Here is a 16569-nt window from a genome sequence, read left to right as displayed (position 1 = left end):
AGACGCTAGATCACCTCGGTGACAGCAAACTGTTGCCGAGCGCCCGCCACCAGAATCTCCACTTCATCCCCTTCGAACTTGCCCAGCAGGCTTTTACCCAGCGGCGAACGAGGGGTGATGACGGTAATCAGTTGCCCCACCAGATCAATCTTCAATCCGGCTGCGTCGGGGGCCAGGAACAGCCATTGTTCGCGACCCTTTTCGTCTTCCAGGCCGAGCAGGGCGCCGACCTCGATGCCGCGCCGCTCGTCATAAGGCCGCAGTGTCAGGTTCTGGCAAAGGGTCAATGACAGCCTGATTTCTTCCACTCGCCTGGCCTGCCCGGCCGCCAGATAAGACGCCTCCAGCCCCAGGGTGTCGTACTTGTTTTCGGCTATGTTTTCTTCGTGGGTCGCGGTTTCGTAAGCGGTTTGCGCGGCACGCTCGGCGATGTCGAGATCGATCCGCAGCTTGTCGATAATCAGTTGGTGGACGGTCGGCTTGTGCATAGAGAGCTTCATGATCAATCGCAGAATTGCAGGACGTTGGCGCGGCTTTTTTCGCTCGGCGCGGTCTGGTCCTGTTGCAGCCAGAACTGACATTTTGGATTGGCCAGATTGTGTTTGCTGCTTCTGGCCTGTTCCACCATTTGCTGCTGATCGTTTCTGCGCAGGTGTTCCTCGTACTGTTCGAACATCGGGTTTTGCGCAGCGGGTTGTTCAATCACCGGCGGCTTGGCCTGTTGCTCCACCGCCTGGGCCAAGGGTGCCAATTGCTCGTTGAACAACAGGCGCCAGGCGAGCCAGCAAGTCAGTGCGATCGCGATAAATCCCAGCCACAAACCGAGGGCGATGCTGCCGGTCAGTTGCAGCGCATTGAGCTGGATCGGCATGGAGCGGCGCGGGTGGGGACGGTAGGGCATGACTGCCTCCTGGCGGGTGGTCGCGGGCGAGTGGCGATTGTCGCACGAAGATTAATCGTCGTCGGCTCTTCTGCGCGGGGTAATTTATGCGGACAATCGGCGCTTTTGCCAACGGGAACCTGGAATGCCTGAAATGAAAACCCGCTGGGATATTTTTTGCACCGTGGTCGACAATTTCGGCGACATCGGTGTGACCTGGCGTCTGGCCCGCCAACTGGTGGCCGAACATTCAGTGACGGTGCGCTTGTGGGTCGATGACCTGCGGGCCTTCGAGCGGTTGTGTCCAGAAATCGACATCCACGCTACGCAGCAGTGGCAGCAGGGTGTCGAGGTGCGGCAGTGGTCAGCGCACTGGCAACCCACCGAAGCCGCGGATGTCGTTATCGCCGCGTTCGCCTGCCAGTTGCCGAGTGCTTATATGGAGGCCATGGCCGAGCGGGAAAAGCCGCCGCTGTGGATGAACCTCGATTATCTGAGCGCCGAAGACTGGGTCGTCGGTTGTCACGGCTTGCCGTCGGTGAAGTACAAGAACGTGCAGAAGTTCTTTTTCTTCCCGGGTTTTCGCAAGGGCACCGGTGGCTTGCTGCGCGAGAGGGGGGTGCTCGAACGACGTCGGCAGTTTCAGCAAAGTCCCGAGGCTCAGCGAGAGTTCCTGCAAGGCCTGGGGGTTGAACGCGCCCCGAATGCACAGCTGATCTCGCTGTTCGCCTACGAGAATAACGGGCTGGCCAGTTGGCTCGACGCCATGGCTGCCGACTCGACGCCCACTCATCTGTTGGTGCCCGAGGGGCGGATTCTCGGCGACGTCGAACGCTGGCTCGCAGTGGACGGGCTGACGGCCGGCGCGGTGCATGTGCGCGATGCCCTGACCGTGCAAGTGCTGCCGTTCGTCCGGCAGGATCAATATGACCTGCTGCTGTGGAGCTGCGATTTCAACGCCGTGCGCGGCGAAGATTCCTTTGTTCGCGCGCAATGGGCAGGCCGGCCAATGCTCTGGCACATCTATCGGCAGGACGAAGATATCCACCTGGACAAGCTCGACGCCTTCCTGACCCTGTACACCCAAGGCCTGTCCAAACCTGCTGGCGAGGCGATCAGCGGTCTATGGCGGGCATGGAATGCAGGTGAGACAATGGGCGAGTACTGGAAATCAACCCGCAAACATTGGCCGGAACTGGAAAAACATGCCGAGGCGTGGTGTCTGGAACAAGCCTTGCAGGCAGATCTTGCCGCAGCGCTGGTACAGTTTTACCTAAATTGGATATGATACGCGGCCTAGATTTTTGTAAATCCCATCCAAATTCGGATATTCGCAATGAAAACTGGTAAAGAACTGAAACCCGGTATGGTGATCCGTATCGACAACGATCCTTGGCTGGTTCAGAAAGCTGAATTCACCAAGTCGGGTCGTAACAGCGCGATCATGAAGACCAAGCTGAAAAACCTGTTGACCGGTTACAAGACCGAGACCGTTTACAGCGCCGACGACAAACTGGACGACGTGATCCTCGACCGCAAAGAAGCGACCCTGTCCTTCATCAGCGGCGACTCCTACACGTTCATGGACACCACTGACTACACCATGTACGAGCTGAACGCTGAAGACATCGAAGCCGTTCTGCCTTTCGTTGAAGAAGGCATGACCGATGTTTGCGAAGCGATCTTCTTCGAAGAGCGTCTGGTTTCCGTAGAACTGCCGACCACTATCGTGCGTCAGGTTGACTACACCGAAGGCTCCGCTCGCGGTGATACTTCCGGCAAGGTGATGAAGCCTGCCAAACTGAAGAACGGTACCGAGCTGTCGGTTGCTGACTTCATCGAAATCGGCGACATGATCGAGATCGATACCCGCGAAGGCGGTTCCTACAAAGGCCGTGCTAAATAAGCACCGCTTGAGGAATGAAAAAGCCCGACCATTGAGTCGGGCTTTTTTGTGGGCGAATGATCAAGATCAGTGATTAAACGGCAACGTGCAGGCGCACATCGACGTTGCCACGCGTGGCGTTGGAGTACGGGCAGACCTGGTGGGCGGCGTCGACCAGGCTTTGTGCATCGGCTTGTTCAAGGCCCGGCAGGCTGATGTGCAGGTCGATGTCCAGGCCGAAACCACCAGGGATCTGGCCGATGCCGACATGGGCAGTGATCGAGGCGTCGTCGGGGATTTTGCGTTTGGTCTGGCTGGCGACGAATTTCAGCGCGCCGATGAAGCAGGCGGAATAGCCGGCGGCGAACAATTGTTCAGGGTTGGTTGCCGCACCGCCGGCGCCACCGAGTTCTTTCGGGGTCGCGAGTTTGACGTCGAGGACGTTGTCGCTGGAGATCGAACGACCGTCACGGCCGCCGGTGGAGGTTGCGATTGCGGTGTAGAGAGTTTGCATGGTGTGAGCCTCGTTTCGGATTGGGTGTTTCGCGCTAAATGTTTGCGCGCTAAGTAAGTGCGAAGTGAATGTAGCTCGCTAATATTTAGCGCGCAAGATAATTTTTTGAAAAAAACTGACCCTGCCCATCACCTGGAGATTCGATCAGGCGGGAGATGCTTGAGATAGAGGCTTTCGTGCGGGATTTATGCGAAGTGAATTTTTTTGCGACGGGGGAGGACGCCTTCGCGGGCGATCCGACTTGCCCGCGAAGAACGATAACGCGGTCTAAAGGCTGTCTTGCAGGTGGCTGCGCAGCTCCTGGAGATCCGTTTGCAGCTTCTTCAACTGCTCCAGCGTCTGCCCGCTGGCGCCGAGGATGCACTGCGGAATATCGCGCGCTTTGTCTCGCAGCGCATGGCCTTGCTCGGTGAGTTCGACAATCACCACCCGTTCATCTTCGCGGCTGCGGGTGCGGCTCAGCAGGCCTTCGGCTTCCAGGCGTTTGAGCAGCGGGGTGAGGGAGCCGGGGTCGGTCAGTAGTCGGCTGCTGATTTCGCCGACCGTCAATCCGTCCTTTTCCCACAACACCATCATTGCCAGGTACTGCGGGTACGTCAGGCCCAGCGCTTGCAGCAGCGGCTTGTAAACCTTGGTCATCAGCAATGAAGTGGAATGCAGGGCGAAGCAGACCTGATTATCCAGCAGCAGGTTATCGCAGTTGTCCGGGGTGTCGCGCTCGGTGTTCATTTCAAAGCCTTGATCAGTGATCGTCATGAATCTAGCGGGCGAATCTTTAATGCGCCAGATAATTATGGACTAGTGGCGGTCGAGGTTGGTTTGCAGCGCCAGATCCCACGGTGGGATGGGGCTGAAACGGGTCTTCAGGTATTCCAGCAGCAAACGGCTACGCGAACTGGGCTGCTGCTCCAGGCGTAACGCATAAATACCGGTGCTTTCCGGTTTTGGCAGACCTTGTTCGCAGAACAGCGGCAGCAGTTCGCCGCGCAATAAATACTCACTGGCCAGCCAGGTCGGCAGATGCGCGACACCCAACCCGGCCAGTGCGCCGCAGACCAGCGCCTCGGCGTTGTTGGCGCTCATGCGGATTCGCGCAGGCCGGTGCAAGTGCATCTGCCCATCCCGCTCGAAGCGCCAGGCGAACGGCGGAGCCAGGCCATCCCAATCCAGACCGTCGTGGTCGACCAATTGCGCCGGCTCGGTCGGCACGCCACGGCGTTGCAGGTAATCGGGGCTGGCGCAGGCGATGCGCACCATGCTCGCCAGCGGCGTGGCCACCAGCCGGGTATCGGCCATTTGCCCGGCACGCAGTACCAGGTCGACCTTGCCCAGGTTCGAACCCTGCATGTCGACAAAGCTGTCGATCAGGTGCAATTGCACGTCGAGGCCGGGGTAAAGGGTCAGGAAGTCGGCAATCACCGGTGCCAGATGGCGTCGTCCGAACGCTGCCGGCGCATCGACCCGAATCAAGCCTTCCGGCGCGTTGCTCAGGGACACCGCTTCCGCCCGCGCCAGCCGCAGTTCCGCGACGATCCGCCGCGCGCGCTCGGCAAAGGCCAAGCCTGCCGGGGTAGCCCGCACCGCGTGGGTGCTGCGAATGAACAGCTGACTGCCGACGGCGCTTTCCAGGCTATCGATACGTCGCGCCACCGCCGATGGCGTCAGGGGATGACGGCGGGATGCAGCGGAAAAACTGCCGGTCTCCAGCACATCCAGAAACAGTCCGAGTTGTTCGGTCAATTGATTGGGGTTCATGGCTTCATTAACGCTTATGCGAATTTGGCACAGCCATTGTGCGTTGCTATGCGTTTCCCTGCCAGAGCCGACTGCGTAGGATGAGCGGCCTGACAAGAGGAAACCGCCTGTGATTGAGTTCGTGATGTACCTGGTTTTTGGCGCCGCCATGGGCACCCTCGGCGGGCTCTTCGGCATTGGTGGCGGGTTGGTGGCGATTCCGCTGCTGGGCGTGTGGTGCGGTCTCGATCAGCAGGTCGCCCAAGGCACGGCGCTGGTGATGGTGGTGCCGAACGTGATGCTGGCGCTATGGCGTTATCACCAGCGCAATCGCATCGAATTGCGTCATGCGCTGCCATTGGCTTCGATGGGATTCTGCTTCGCCTGGATCGGTTCGATCTGGGCGGTGGGCATCGATGCGCAAACCATGCGCGTGGGGTTTGTCGCGTTCCTGGTCGCGCTGTCGGCCTACAACCTGGTGCGAATGTTCGCCGCCACTGCGCCGGCGTCTTCACAGATGCATTATTCATGGCCGTGGCTGGGTGTGCTCGGCGCGGCTTCCGGGACCATGGGCGGGTTGTTTGGCGTGGGTGGGGCGGTGGTGGCCACGCCGGTGTTGACCAGTCTGTTCGGTACCAGCCAAGTGGTTGCCCAGGGCTTGTCGCTGGCACTGGCATTGCCGAGCACGGGCGTCACGTTGGCGACTTATGCGGTGCACCATCAGGTGCACTGGGCGATCGGTATTCCATTGGCGGTCGGTGGATTGATGAGCATCAGTTGGGGCGTGAGAATCGCCCACGCACTGCCGGAGCGGCTGTTGCGCGGGCTGTTCTGTGGGTTTCTGGTGTGCTGCGCGGTGATGCTCGCCTTTAAAGTTTGAAGCCTTCGACGATGTGCTCGGCCAGGCATTCGGTGATCGGTGAAGGGTTGTTCAGGTTGCGGATCAGCATGATGCTGGCTTCCGGCAACAGCGGCAGGTCTTCGTCGGCGCCAAGGATGCGCATGTCTGGCGTGATCAGGCTTTCCAGTTGCGCGGTGATCGCAAGCCCCGCGCTGACCACGGCCATCAACGCCGACAGACTGGAGCTGTTGTAGGCAATGCGATAATCGCGACCCATGGCTTCCAGCGCATTACACGCCCAGGCACGGCAGAAACAATCGCTATTGAACATCGCCAGCGGCAGCGGCGTCTGCTCGTGGGCGTTGAAGCATTGGGCCTCGGCCCAGACAAAGCGCTCCTTGCGCAACAACTGGCCGATCTCGTTACCCGGCTCGCGGGTGACGATGGATAGGTCCAGGTCCTGGCGCTGCAACAGTTGCCGGGTCGATTCGCAATGAACCTCGATCTGGATCAGCGGGTAGAACTGCGCGAAGCGCGACAGGATGCCCGGCAGAAAGCGCATCACGTAATCGTCGGGCGTGCCGATGCGCACCGTGCCGACCATGTGCGGCTCGCGCAGGGTATTGAAGACTTCGCTGTGGAGTTTGAGGATGCGCCGCGCATAGCCGAGCAACACCTGGCCTTCGGCGGTCAGCTTGACCTGGCGCCCGTCGCGTTCGAACAGCTGGCGCTGCAACACGTCTTCTTCCAGACGTTTCATCTGCATGCTCACCGCCGACTGGGTGCGGTTGACCATTTCCCCGGCGCGGGTAAAGCCGCCCTGATCAGCGATCGCGACGAAGGTGCGCAGTACATCGGTGTCGATACTGGGGTAGGCGGACATTCATCAATCTCCGAGATGTATGCCATCAGAAACATTCGTTGGATTGATCTTAGCGCTGCGGCGAGACTGGATCCATCCCTAAAGGAGGGCTACACGATGAAAGGTCACAACGAGCATGTAACGGAACAAAAATTCTCAATCCACGCGGTATCCGATCTGCTGCACAAGTTTAGTCGCTGGTACGAACTTCACCGTGAACGTGAATTACTGGCGAGCTTGAGCGACGAAGCACTGAAGGATATCGGCGTGAGCCGCGCAGATGTGGAGCATGAGGCAGTAAGACCGTTCTGGGATGATCCGATGCACAAATGATGATGCCATCGCTACACAAACTACTTTCGGGTGAGGTAGGTTGCGAGCAGACAAGGAGATGCTCATGCCCGCCACACTGTCCTTTTCCCTCAAACAGGCTCGGCGTCTGGCGCTGGCTGCCCAAGGGTTCAACGGGCGCCAGCCGCCGGCGGCGACCAAGCCGGTTCAGCTCAACCGGCTGATCGAACGGCTCGGCATTCTGCAGATCGATTCGGTCAATGCATTGGTGCGTTCGCACTACCTTCCCTTGTTTTCCCGTCTTGGCAATTATTCAACCGACTTGCTCGATCAGGCTGCCTGGAGTCAGGGCCGTCGGCGCACGTTGTTCGAGTATTGGGGCCACGAAGCTTCGTTATTACCGTTGTCGATGTACCCCTTGATGCGCTGGCGCATGCAGCGCGCTTCCCGTGGCGAAGATATCTACCAGCAACTGGCGCGTTTCGGTCGTGAGCAGCAGGACACGATTCGCCGTGTTTTAGCGTCGGTCCAGGAGCTCGGTGCGCTGGGGGCGGGCAGCCTGTCGACCCGTCAGGAACGGGCAGGGCCGTGGTGGGACTGGAGCGCTGAAAAGCATGCGCTTGAATGGTTGTTCGCCGCCGGTGAAGTGACCGTGGCCAGCCGGCGCGGGTTCGAACGGCTTTATGATTTGCCGGAACGGGTGATTCCTTCGGCGCTTCTGCAGCAGCCCTTGCTCAGTGAAGCCGAAGCCCAGCGCGGGTTATTGCTGCATGCGGCCACGGCGTTGGGCGTCGGCACGGAAAAGGACCTGCGGGACTATTTTCGCTTGAGCCCGGCAGACAGCCGGCCGCGTCTGGCGGAGCTGGTCGAGGGCGGAAAGCTGCTGGTCTGTGGAGTTGAAGGCTGGCGGCAACCGGCTTATTGCCTGGCTGAGCCGAAAGTGCCGCGTAAGGTCGAGGCCAGTGCGCTGCTTTCACCATTCGATTCGCTGATTTGGGAGCGCAGCCGTACCGAGCGATTGTTCGATTTCCGTTATCGGCTGGAGATTTATACGCCGCAGCATAAACGCGTCTACGGCTATTACGTCTTGCCGTTTTTGCACAATGAGCGGATTGCTGCGCGGGTCGACTTGCGAGCCGAACGAGCGTCAGGCCGGTTGGCGGTGCATGCCGTGCATGAGGAAGAGCCGGGGCTGGATGATGAAGGGATGCTGGCGTTGGCGGTCAATCTGCGGTGGATGGCGGACTGGTTGGGGCTTGAGCGGCTTCAGCTGAATTGCCCGCGGGCGAGTGCGGCGCGGTTGCGGGGGGCGTTGGCTCAATTCAGTGTTGTTTGAATTGACGCCTTCGCGGGCAAGCCTCGCTCCTACAGGTTTTATGTCGTCCACCGGAAATGTGAACGACCCAAAACCTGTAGGAGCGAGGCTTGCCCGCGAAGGGCTTAACGCGATTTAACGGCGGACTTGCTTCAGGGTCTCTGCAATCAAAAACGCCAGTTCCAGCGACTGATCGGCATTCATCCGCGGGTCGCAATGGGTGTGATAACGATCCGACAACCCATCTTCGGTAATCGGCCGCGCGCCGCCGATGCATTCGGTGACGTTCTGCCCGGTCATTTCGATGTGTATGCCGCCGGCATAACTGCCTTCCGCTTCGTGAACCTGGAAGAACTGCTTCACCTCGCCAAGGATCTGCGCGAAGTCGCGGGTCTTGTAGCCGCTGCTGGCCTTGATGGTGTTGCCGTGCATCGGGTCGGAGCTCCAAAGCACTTGCTTGCCTTCGCGCTGCACCGCGCGAATCAGCTGCGGCAGGTGATCGCCGACCTTGTTCGCGCCCATCCGCGCAATCAGGTTCAGGCGACCCGGGTCGTTGTCCGGGTTGAGCACATCGATCAGGCGAATCAGGTCTTCAGGGTTCATGCTCGGGCCGACCTTGACCCCGATCGGGTTATGCACCCCGCGCAGGAATTCGACGTGAGCACCGTCCAGTTGACGTGTACGGTCACCGATCCACAGCATGTGGGCCGAGCAGTCGTAGTAGTCGTTGGTCAGGCTGTCGCGACGCACGAAGGCTTCTTCGTAGTTCAGCAGCAGCGCTTCGTGGGCGGTGAAGAAACTGGTTTCGCGCAGTTGCGGCGAGCTGTCCATGCCGCAGGCGCGCATGAAGGCCAGGGTTTCATCGATGCGATCGGCCAGGTGGCTGTATTTCTCGGCCAGTGCCGAGTTGGCGATGAAGTCCAGGTTCCATTTGTGTACCTGATGCAGATCGGCAAAGCCGCCCTGGGCAAAGGCGCGCAGCAGGTTCAGGGTCGCGGTGGACTGGTGGTAGGACTGCAGCAGGCGATCCGGGTCCGGTACGCGGCTTTTTTCGTCGAAACCGATGCCGTTGACGATGTCGCCACGGTAGGCCGGCAGCGTCACGCCGTTGATGGTTTCATCGTTGGCCGAACGGGGTTTGGCGAACTGACCGGCCATGCGTCCGACTTTGACCACCGGGCAACCGGCGGCGAAGGTCATGACGATCGCCATTTGCAGCAACACTTTAAAGGTGTCGCGAATTTTCGCGGCGGAGAATTCGGCGAAGCTTTCGGCGCAGTCGCCGCCCTGCAACAGAAATGCCCGGCCCTGGGTGACTTCGGCAAACTGACGGCGCAACTCCCGCGCTTCACCGGCAAACACCAGTGGCGGATAGCTCGCCAGGGTTTGCTCGACGTGCAGCAAATGCGCCGCGTCGGGGTATTGAGGTTGTTGCTGGATCGGCAGGGCGCGCCAGCTGTCAGGGCTCCAGGGTTGGCTCATCGCAGTCTCTAGTGTTTTACGCTCGGACGGTTATGTTATCAGCAATTAGTGCGTGACCTGCTCCCGTCGCTTCGCGGACAATCGCGCCTTTGCCGCTTTATGTTGCGGTTTATCGTGTTGCCGGGGCCGGTAACGATCAGGAGACGAAATGACTGAGGAGCGCGTCGAGCATCTGCTCGCCGAGGTGCAGGATGAGTTCGGCGTGATTCGCGTGCTGGAAGTGGCCGATTACCGTTTTCTGGAGTTCGGTGACGCCATCGAACAGAGCTGCGTGTTCACCGCCGACCCTAGCTGGCTCGAGTACGATTACACCCGCGCGATGCTGATTGGTGCGCTGTGCCACGAGCAGCCGGAAAGCGCGCTGTTCCTCGGCCTTGGTGCTGGGACACTGACCCAGGCTTGCTTGAAGTTCCTGCCACTGGAAGATGTCGAAGCCATCGAGCTGCGCCCTGACGTACCGCGCCTGGCCATCGAATACCTGGGGCTGGATGACGATCCGCGGCTGTACATCCGCGTCGGCGATGCGCTGGAGTTGCTCGATACGGCTGAACCGGCCGATCTGATTTTCGTCGACTTGTACACCGATGTCGGGCCGGGTGTCGGGCATCTGGCCTGGAGCTTTCTGGAAAACTGTCAGAAACGCTTGAATCCGGGGGGCTGGCTGGTGATCAACCAGTGGGCCACCGACGACGGCAAGCCGTTGGGTGCAGCGTTGTTGCGCGGTCTCTATCACCGGCATTACTGGGAACTGCCGGTGAAGGAGGGCAACGTGATTCTGATCGTGCCATCGGAGCTGGATCAGGAGCTGGACATGGAAGGGCTGATCGCTCGCGCGGAAGGCCTGGCGCCGCGGTTGGGGTATTCGTTGCAATCGCTGATCAAGGATATTCGGCCGGCGACTTAATGCGATGAGGTCATTTGTGGCGAGGGAGCTTGCTCCCTCGCCACAAAAGCCGATCTGTCAGCAGCCTTTGAAGACGCCTGGCCGCTTCTCGATCATCGACCGCACACCCTCCTTGGCGTCCTCGCTGTTGAGCAGTTTCTTCACCAGTGCCGGCAATGCTTGGGTCGCAGCAATTTCACCCTCGTAGCGCGCCTGTCGCGCAGACATCAACGTCGCCTGAACCCCCAGCGGTGCCTGCCTCGCAATCCTCTCGGCCAACTCGATCGCCCGTGGCAGCAAGTCCTCGCTGGCCATGACTTCCTGCACCAGGCCCAGATGCAAGGCGTCATGTGCATCGAATTCATCGCCGGTGAGCAGCCAGCGCATGGCGTTGCCCCAGCCGGCGACCTGATGCAGGCGCAAGGTGGCGCCACCGAACGGGAGGAGTCCGCGCTGCACTTCCTTTTGGGCAAAACGGGTATTGCTGGCGCACAGGTTGATGTCGGCGGCCAGCATCAATTCGATGCCCGCGGTCAGGCAGTAGCCTTGCGCCGCGACAATCACCGGTTTGCTGACGCGGGGGCCGCCGAACACGCCCCAGGGATCGCAGCCACCGGGTGGTGCCTGCCAGCCTTCGGCCAGGGCTGCGCCGGCGCTGACCAGGTCGAGCCCGGCAGTGAAATGCTCGCCATGGGCGAACACCACCGCGACCCGCGCCTCACTGTCGGCTTCGAATTCCCCATAGGCCAGGCTGAGCGCATTGAGCAGGTCGAGGTCGAAGGCATTGCGCTTGGCCACCCGATCCAGGCCGATCATCAGGACATGACCGTGTCTTTCACGGGTGACACGACTGGGGCTGGGCTGATTCATGGAGCATTTCCTCGGGCGGGAAGGGGGGCGTCAGACCAAAGGTCTGCGTCGCAAGGGTGAACCGTTTTAGCGCCATCGTCAGCAGGGCCGGGCCTTTGCAAAATAGACGGTTGTACGATTATCCGCAAAGCCCGTGACACAACGGCGTATGCCGGTTTTTTCCGATAAAAAAAGCTCCCTTTTTGGCCGAATTCCGGTATAGTGCGCGCCGGCCTTTAACCGGGCCGCGTTTAGGTAGCGCAATTCCCCGAAGCCAGCTTCGGCTGCACGTCCGCCCCGCGGACTCTTCCTTGACGATTCTTTTCATTCATTCGTTTTCGCAAATCCCCGCCGACAAAGCTGCCAGGGCGACTCTTGAGTCTCAACACGGCATGCGCAGCTTTGGAGCATGGGTCTTTGCGGATGCACTTAGAGGCAGACCCATGACCCAGGAAATCGGCGGCTTCGCCGCTCTTGAACTTCACCCTAATATTGTCGCTGCAGTAGTCGCTACCGGCTATGAAGAGCCTTCGGCCATTCAGCAGCAGTCGATCCCGATCATTCTCGCCGGTCACGATATGATTGGCCAGGCGCAAACCGGTACCGGTAAAACCGCTGCCTTTGCCCTGCCGATCCTGCACCGCATTGATCCGTCCAAGCGCGAGCCGCAAGCTCTGATCCTGGCCCCAACTCGTGAGTTGGCGCTACAAGTTGCAACCGCTTTCGAAACCTACGCCAAGCAAATGCCGGGCGTAACTGTTGTGGCTGTCTACGGCGGCGCGCCGATGGGCCCACAATTGAAAGCAATCCGTAATGGCGCACAGATTGTTGTCGCCACTCCGGGCCGTCTGTGCGACCACCTGCGTCGCGACGAAAAAGTCCTGGCTACCGTGAACCACCTGGTTCTCGACGAAGCGGACGAAATGCTCAAGCTGGGCTTCATGGACGACCTGGAAGTTATCTTCAAGGCCATGCCGGAAACCCGTCAGACCGTATTGTTCTCGGCCACCCTGCCGCAATCGATCCGTGCCATCGCCGAACGCCACCTGCGCGATCCGAAGCATGTGAAGATCCAGAGCAAGACTCAGACCGTTACCGCGATCGAACAGGCTCACCTGTTGGTTCACGCTGACCAGAAGACTTCTGCCGTTCTCAGCTTGCTGGAAGTGGAAGATTTCGACGCCCTGATCATGTTCGTGCGCACCAAGCAAGCGACCCTGGACCTGGCCAGTGCCCTGGAAGCCAAAGGCTACAAAGCCGCTGCGCTGAACGGTGACATTGCTCAGAACCAGCGTGAGCGCGTCATCGAATCCCTCAAGGATGGCCGTCTGGACATCGTTGTGGCGACCGACGTTGCCGCTCGTGGCCTGGACGTTCCGCGTATCACTCACGTGTTCAACGTTGATATGCCGTACGACCCGGAATCCTACGTTCACCGTATCGGCCGTACCGGCCGTGCCGGTCGCGAAGGTCGCGCGCTGCTGCTGGTCACTCCTCGTGAGCGCCGCATGCTGCAAGTGATCGAGCGTGTTACCGGTCAGAAAGTTGCCGAAGTTCGCCTGCCGGACGCTCAAGCTGTTCTCGATGCCCGCATCAAGAAACTGACCAACAGCCTGTCGCCGCTGGTAGGTGATGCCGAGTCGACTCACGGTGATCTGCTGGATCGTCTGACTGCCGACATCGGTTGCAGCCCGCGTGCCCTGGCCGCAGCTCTGCTGCGCAAGGCTACCAACGGTCAAGCGCTGACCCTGGCCGCGATCGAGAAAGAACGTCCGCTGGTGCCGAACAATGCACCGCGTGGCGATCGTCCAGAGCGTTCCGGTGATCGTCCGGACCGTGGTGACCGCGAGCGTCGTGCTCCGATCCCGCTGGCTGAAGGCCGTGCTCGTTGCCGTACCGCGCTGGGCGCGCGTGATGGTATCGCTGCCAAGAACCTGCTGGGCGCCATCCTCAACGAAGGTGGTCTGGCGCGTGAAGCCATCGGTCGCATTCAGGTGCGTGACAGCTTCAGCCTCGTCGAGCTGCCGGAAGATGGTCTGGAGCGTCTGCTGACCAAACTGAAGGACACTCGCGTTGCCGGTAAGCAGTTGAAGCTGCGTCGCTACCGCGAAGATTGATCCGCTCTCGGGCTGATTGATCGAACATAAAAAATCCCCGACTGGTTCGGGGATTTTTTTTGCCTGCTGTTTTGTGTCCGACGTTTGAGCGGGGGCGGCGGTCGACTTATTAGCCGAAACGATAGATATCCATCCCCAGCGCCCCCATGGTGAACCCTTGGTGCACAATGCTGAACTCGCCCCCGGCCGCGCGGGCGAAGTACAGCGGTAACAGATGTTCGTCACTCGGGTGGTTGCGCACCGCGTTCGGCGCTTGCTGGCGATAGTCGTGTAGCGCGGCTTCATCGTTCGCTTCGAGTTTTTCGATCATCCAGTCGCGGAACGCCTTGGCCCAGGGTTCGACGCTTTCCGGGCCGGCGTGCCAGTCCAGTTCGCGCAGGTTGTGGGTGATGCTGCCAGAGCCGATCAACAGCACGCCGCGCTCACGCAGGCTGGCCAGGGCATGTCCGACGCGGGTTTGTAGCGCCGGGCCGCCACGGGTGGGCAGCGAGACCTGCACCACCGGGACATCGGCCTGCGGGTACATCAACGACAAGGGTACCCAAACGCCGTGGTCGAAGGGGCGCTTGGCGTCGATGCGCGCAGGCAGGCCATCGGTCTTCAGCAGCTCGACAACCTCTGTCGCCAGTTGCGGGCTGCCGGGTGCCGGGTACTGCACCTCGAACAAGGCCCGCGGAAAACCGCCGAAGTCGTGCCAGGTTTCGGGTTGGGGGTTGCCGCCGACCAGCAATTCGCTGCTTTCCCAGTGCGCGGAAACGATCACGATGGCTTTGGGCTTGGGCATTGTCGCGGCCAGATTCGCAAGGGCCGGCCCACTGGCGCCAGGTTCCAGGGCCAGCATGGGGGAGCCATGAGAGATATACAGGCTGGGGAACATAATTGAGCTCCTGGGAGTAAGATGGCAGCATCTTCAGTCAGATCATTGATCTAAATCTAATATAAGTTTTAGAGTCTTTTGATCGAATTTTTCGGGGTTAATTATGCAGCCGGAGTTTTGGCACAAACGGTGGGCGTCGAATCAGATCGGCTTTCATCTGCCGGAAGTAAATCCCTATCTGCAACGGTTCTGGCCGCAACTGGGCCTTGATGAAGGTTCTCGCGTACTGGTGCCGTTGTGTGGCAAGAGCCTGGACCTGTTGTGGCTGGCGCACTGCGGTCATGAGGTGCTGGGTATCGAGTTGTCGGAAAAGGCCATCGAGGACTTTTTCAATGAGCATCAACTGGACCCGGCAATCAGCGAGCAGGGACCTTTCAACGTCTATCGGGCCGGGTCGATCGAGTTGTGGTGCGGCGATTTCTTCGAGTTGACGGCAGGCGATGTTGCCGATTGCAGCGCACTGTACGACCGCGCGGCGCTGATCGCCTTGCCGCCAGCGATGCGTGAACAATACGCGGCTCATCTGATCCGGATTCTGCCGAAGGATTCTTTAGGGATTTTGATTACGCTGGATTACGACCAGAAGCAAATGGCCGGACCGCCATTTGCTGTGCTTGATGACGAAGTGCAACGGCTGCTGGGGGCTTCGTGGGAGCTGAAGATCCTGGAAGACCAGGACGTCCTGGGTGAGAGCTGGAAGTTTCTCGAGGCCGGTGTCACGCGGCTTGAGGAGCGTGTGTATCGGGTTTCCAGCCATTAAGGTGTGTTGAGCTTGCTGGCCTCTTCGCGGGCAAGTTGGATCGCCGCACCGCTCGCTCCTACAGGCTTTGTGTAATTCGCCGATTATGTGAACGACACAAGACCTGTAGGAGCGAGGCTTGCCCGCGAAGAGGGCCTGAAGAGCACCGCATTAATCAAACAGACAAAAAAAGGCCCGCATTCACTGCGGGCCTTTTCTTTTAGTGCTGCGGAACCTGTCAGCCCCGGCGACGCAGTGCGTCGATGCGTTCTTCCAGCGGCGGGTGGCTCATGAACATGCGGGCGAACCCTTGTTTGAGACCACCGTTGATGCCGAAGGCATTCAGGGTATCCGGCATGTGCACCGGCAACCCTTGTTCGGCACGCAGGCGCTGCAGGGCACCGATCATTGCGCTGGTACCGGCCAGGCGTGCGCCGGCGTCGTCGGCGCGGAATTCGCGCTTGCGCGAGAACCACATGACGATGGCGCTGGCCAGGATGCCCAGGACCAGTTCAGCGAAGATGGTCGCCACGTAGTAGGCGATACCCTGGCCTTCTTCGTTCTTGAAGATCACCTTGTCGACAAAGTTGCCGATGATCCGGGCGAAGAACATCACGAAGGTGTTCACCACGCCCTGGATCAGCGCCAGGGTGACCATGTCGCCATTGGCCACGTGACCGATTTCGTGGGCCAGAACGGCTTTCACTTCATCCGGCGAGAAACGCTCGAGCAAGCCCTGGCTGACCGCGACCAGTGCGTCGTTCTTGTTCCAGCCGGTGGCAAAGGCGTTGGCTTCATAGGCCGGGAAAATCCCGACTTCGGGCATCTTGATCCCGGCTTCGCGGGACAGTTGCTCGACGGTTTGCAGCAGCCATTGCTCATGCCGGGTGCGCGGCTGGCTGATGATCTGGGTGCTGGTGCTCATTTTCGCCATCCACTTGGAGATGAACAGCGAGAACAGGGAACCGGCGAAACCAAAGACCGCACAGAAAATCAGCAGCTGATTGAGGTTGAGATCAACCCCGTTGGCCGCCATGAACCCGTTGAAGCCGAAAAGGCTCAGGGTGATGCTGGCAATCAGCACGACCGCCAGGTTAGTGGCCAAAAACAGCAAAATGCGCATCATGGTTGTAGAAATCTCCTCGTGCTAAAGATGTAGCGTACTGCGGGGTATATAAGGTGCTGCACCGGGCTATTCAACCGGGTGACTATTTCAAACTGTGTCCTACGGCAACAGTCTAGCTGCTTGAAGGGCATTTCCGACGTCGACATGGGAAACGGTTGTCAGCCGATTAGCTTC

The 16569-nt window shown here is 59.8% G+C and carries 18 protein-coding genes; 8 read left to right on the top strand and 10 right to left on the bottom strand.

Going from position 1 to position 16569, the window contains the following annotated elements; all coding sequences use genetic code 11:
* Window positions 1-5: 5 nt before the first annotated feature.
* Both AC1DIS_RS05380 and AC1DIS_RS05375 read right to left on the bottom strand, forming a co-directional pair.
* Complete coding sequence (locus tag AC1DIS_RS05380) at window positions 6-488, bottom strand: GreA/GreB family elongation factor (protein ID WP_111455033.1); 483 nt, start codon at window positions 486-488, stop codon at window positions 6-8.
* A 14-nt stretch (window positions 489-502) separates the two neighbouring features.
* Window positions 503-901, bottom strand: coding sequence for a hypothetical protein (locus tag AC1DIS_RS05375; RefSeq protein ID WP_064616722.1), 399 nt, complete (start codon window positions 899-901; stop codon window positions 503-505).
* 124 nt (window positions 902-1025) lie between these two features.
* Between AC1DIS_RS05375 and earP the strand changes: the two genes are divergently transcribed.
* Window positions 1026-2168, top strand: a complete 1143-nt coding sequence (gene earP / locus AC1DIS_RS05370) for an elongation factor P maturation arginine rhamnosyltransferase EarP (protein WP_457327320.1) — start codon at window positions 1026-1028, stop codon at window positions 2166-2168.
* 48 nt (window positions 2169-2216) lie between these two features.
* On the top strand, window positions 2217-2786 hold the full coding sequence (locus AC1DIS_RS05365; RefSeq protein WP_007940000.1) for an elongation factor P: 570 nt from the start codon (window positions 2217-2219) through the stop codon (window positions 2784-2786).
* A gap of 73 nt (window positions 2787-2859) precedes the next feature.
* On the opposite strand, the gene AC1DIS_RS05360 is transcribed toward AC1DIS_RS05365, so the two are convergent.
* The 3 genes from AC1DIS_RS05360 to AC1DIS_RS05350 all read right to left on the bottom strand — a co-directional run bounded on the left by AC1DIS_RS05360 (window position 2860) and on the right by AC1DIS_RS05350 (window position 5034).
* The gene (locus tag AC1DIS_RS05360; RefSeq protein WP_018930027.1) at window positions 2860-3279 is read right to left on the bottom strand and encodes an organic hydroperoxide resistance protein; all 420 of its coding nucleotides are present in this window, start codon (window positions 3277-3279) and stop codon (window positions 2860-2862) included.
* A gap of 267 nt (window positions 3280-3546) precedes the next feature.
* A complete protein-coding gene (locus AC1DIS_RS05355) occupies window positions 3547-4008 on the bottom strand; it encodes a MarR family winged helix-turn-helix transcriptional regulator (protein ID WP_477743510.1) in 462 nt (153 codons plus the stop codon).
* Between the two features lie 69 nt (window positions 4009-4077).
* Window positions 4078-5034 (bottom strand): LysR family transcriptional regulator, encoded by a 957-nt coding sequence (locus tag AC1DIS_RS05350; protein WP_086944663.1) that lies wholly within the window; start codon window positions 5032-5034, stop codon window positions 4078-4080.
* 109 nt (window positions 5035-5143) lie between these two features.
* Here AC1DIS_RS05350 and AC1DIS_RS05345 point away from each other — a divergent pair, with 109 nt between their 5' ends.
* Window positions 5144-5893 (top strand): sulfite exporter TauE/SafE family protein, encoded by a 750-nt coding sequence (locus AC1DIS_RS05345; protein ID WP_477743446.1) that lies wholly within the window; start codon window positions 5144-5146, stop codon window positions 5891-5893.
* Here the strand turns inward: AC1DIS_RS05345 and AC1DIS_RS05340 are convergent.
* Window positions 5883-6737, bottom strand: a complete 855-nt coding sequence (locus tag AC1DIS_RS05340) for a LysR substrate-binding domain-containing protein (protein ID WP_018930024.1) — start codon at window positions 6735-6737, stop codon at window positions 5883-5885. The genes AC1DIS_RS05345 and AC1DIS_RS05340 overlap by 11 nt on opposite strands.
* Window positions 6738-6833: 96 nt before the next feature.
* On the opposite strand from AC1DIS_RS05340, the gene AC1DIS_RS05335 reads away from it, so the two are divergent.
* Both AC1DIS_RS05335 and AC1DIS_RS05330 read left to right on the top strand, forming a co-directional pair.
* Window positions 6834-7049: a DUF1127 domain-containing protein gene (locus tag AC1DIS_RS05335; RefSeq protein ID WP_018930023.1), complete on the top strand. Its 216-nt coding sequence runs from the start codon at window positions 6834-6836 to the stop codon at window positions 7047-7049.
* A gap of 64 nt (window positions 7050-7113) precedes the next feature.
* The gene (locus AC1DIS_RS05330) at window positions 7114-8343 is read left to right on the top strand and encodes a winged helix-turn-helix domain-containing protein (protein WP_477743445.1); all 1230 of its coding nucleotides are present in this window, start codon (window positions 7114-7116) and stop codon (window positions 8341-8343) included.
* 114 nt (window positions 8344-8457) lie between these two features.
* Here AC1DIS_RS05330 and AC1DIS_RS05325 read toward each other — a convergent pair whose 3' ends face one another.
* Window positions 8458-9804 (bottom strand): class II 3-deoxy-7-phosphoheptulonate synthase, encoded by a 1347-nt coding sequence (locus AC1DIS_RS05325; protein WP_007899909.1) that lies wholly within the window; start codon window positions 9802-9804, stop codon window positions 8458-8460.
* Between the two features lie 148 nt (window positions 9805-9952).
* Here AC1DIS_RS05325 and AC1DIS_RS05320 point away from each other — a divergent pair, with 148 nt between their 5' ends.
* Window positions 9953-10708, top strand: a complete 756-nt coding sequence (locus AC1DIS_RS05320) for a spermidine synthase (protein ID WP_007940010.1) — start codon at window positions 9953-9955, stop codon at window positions 10706-10708.
* 57 nt (window positions 10709-10765) lie between these two features.
* On the opposite strand, the gene AC1DIS_RS05315 is transcribed toward AC1DIS_RS05320, so the two are convergent.
* Window positions 10766-11557 (bottom strand): crotonase/enoyl-CoA hydratase family protein, encoded by a 792-nt coding sequence (locus AC1DIS_RS05315; RefSeq protein WP_477743444.1) that lies wholly within the window; start codon window positions 11555-11557, stop codon window positions 10766-10768.
* A gap of 422 nt (window positions 11558-11979) precedes the next feature.
* On the opposite strand from AC1DIS_RS05315, the gene AC1DIS_RS05310 reads away from it, so the two are divergent.
* Window positions 11980-13653, top strand: a complete 1674-nt coding sequence (locus AC1DIS_RS05310; protein WP_018930020.1) for a DEAD/DEAH box helicase — start codon at window positions 11980-11982, stop codon at window positions 13651-13653.
* Window positions 13654-13762: 109 nt separating this feature from the next.
* Here AC1DIS_RS05310 and AC1DIS_RS05305 read toward each other — a convergent pair whose 3' ends face one another.
* Window positions 13763-14530, bottom strand: coding sequence for a DODA-type extradiol aromatic ring-opening family dioxygenase (locus tag AC1DIS_RS05305; protein ID WP_064616734.1), 768 nt, complete (start codon window positions 14528-14530; stop codon window positions 13763-13765).
* Window positions 14531-14633: 103 nt separating this feature from the next.
* On the opposite strand from AC1DIS_RS05305, the gene AC1DIS_RS05300 reads away from it, so the two are divergent.
* Entirely contained in the window at window positions 14634-15290 is a 657-nt protein-coding gene (locus tag AC1DIS_RS05300) for a thiopurine S-methyltransferase (RefSeq protein WP_064616737.1), read from the top strand.
* A gap of 217 nt (window positions 15291-15507) precedes the next feature.
* Here the strand turns inward: AC1DIS_RS05300 and htpX are convergent, their stop codons facing one another.
* Window positions 15508-16395, bottom strand: coding sequence for a protease HtpX (gene htpX, locus AC1DIS_RS05295; protein WP_008075669.1), 888 nt, complete (start codon window positions 16393-16395; stop codon window positions 15508-15510).
* Window positions 16396-16569 lie beyond the last annotated feature (174 nt).

The sequence above is a fragment of the Pseudomonas sp. 05N433 genome (assembly GCF_056396925.1).
Note: the sequence above shows the minus strand (reverse complement) of the source record. Positions and strands in the feature narration are given on the sequence as shown.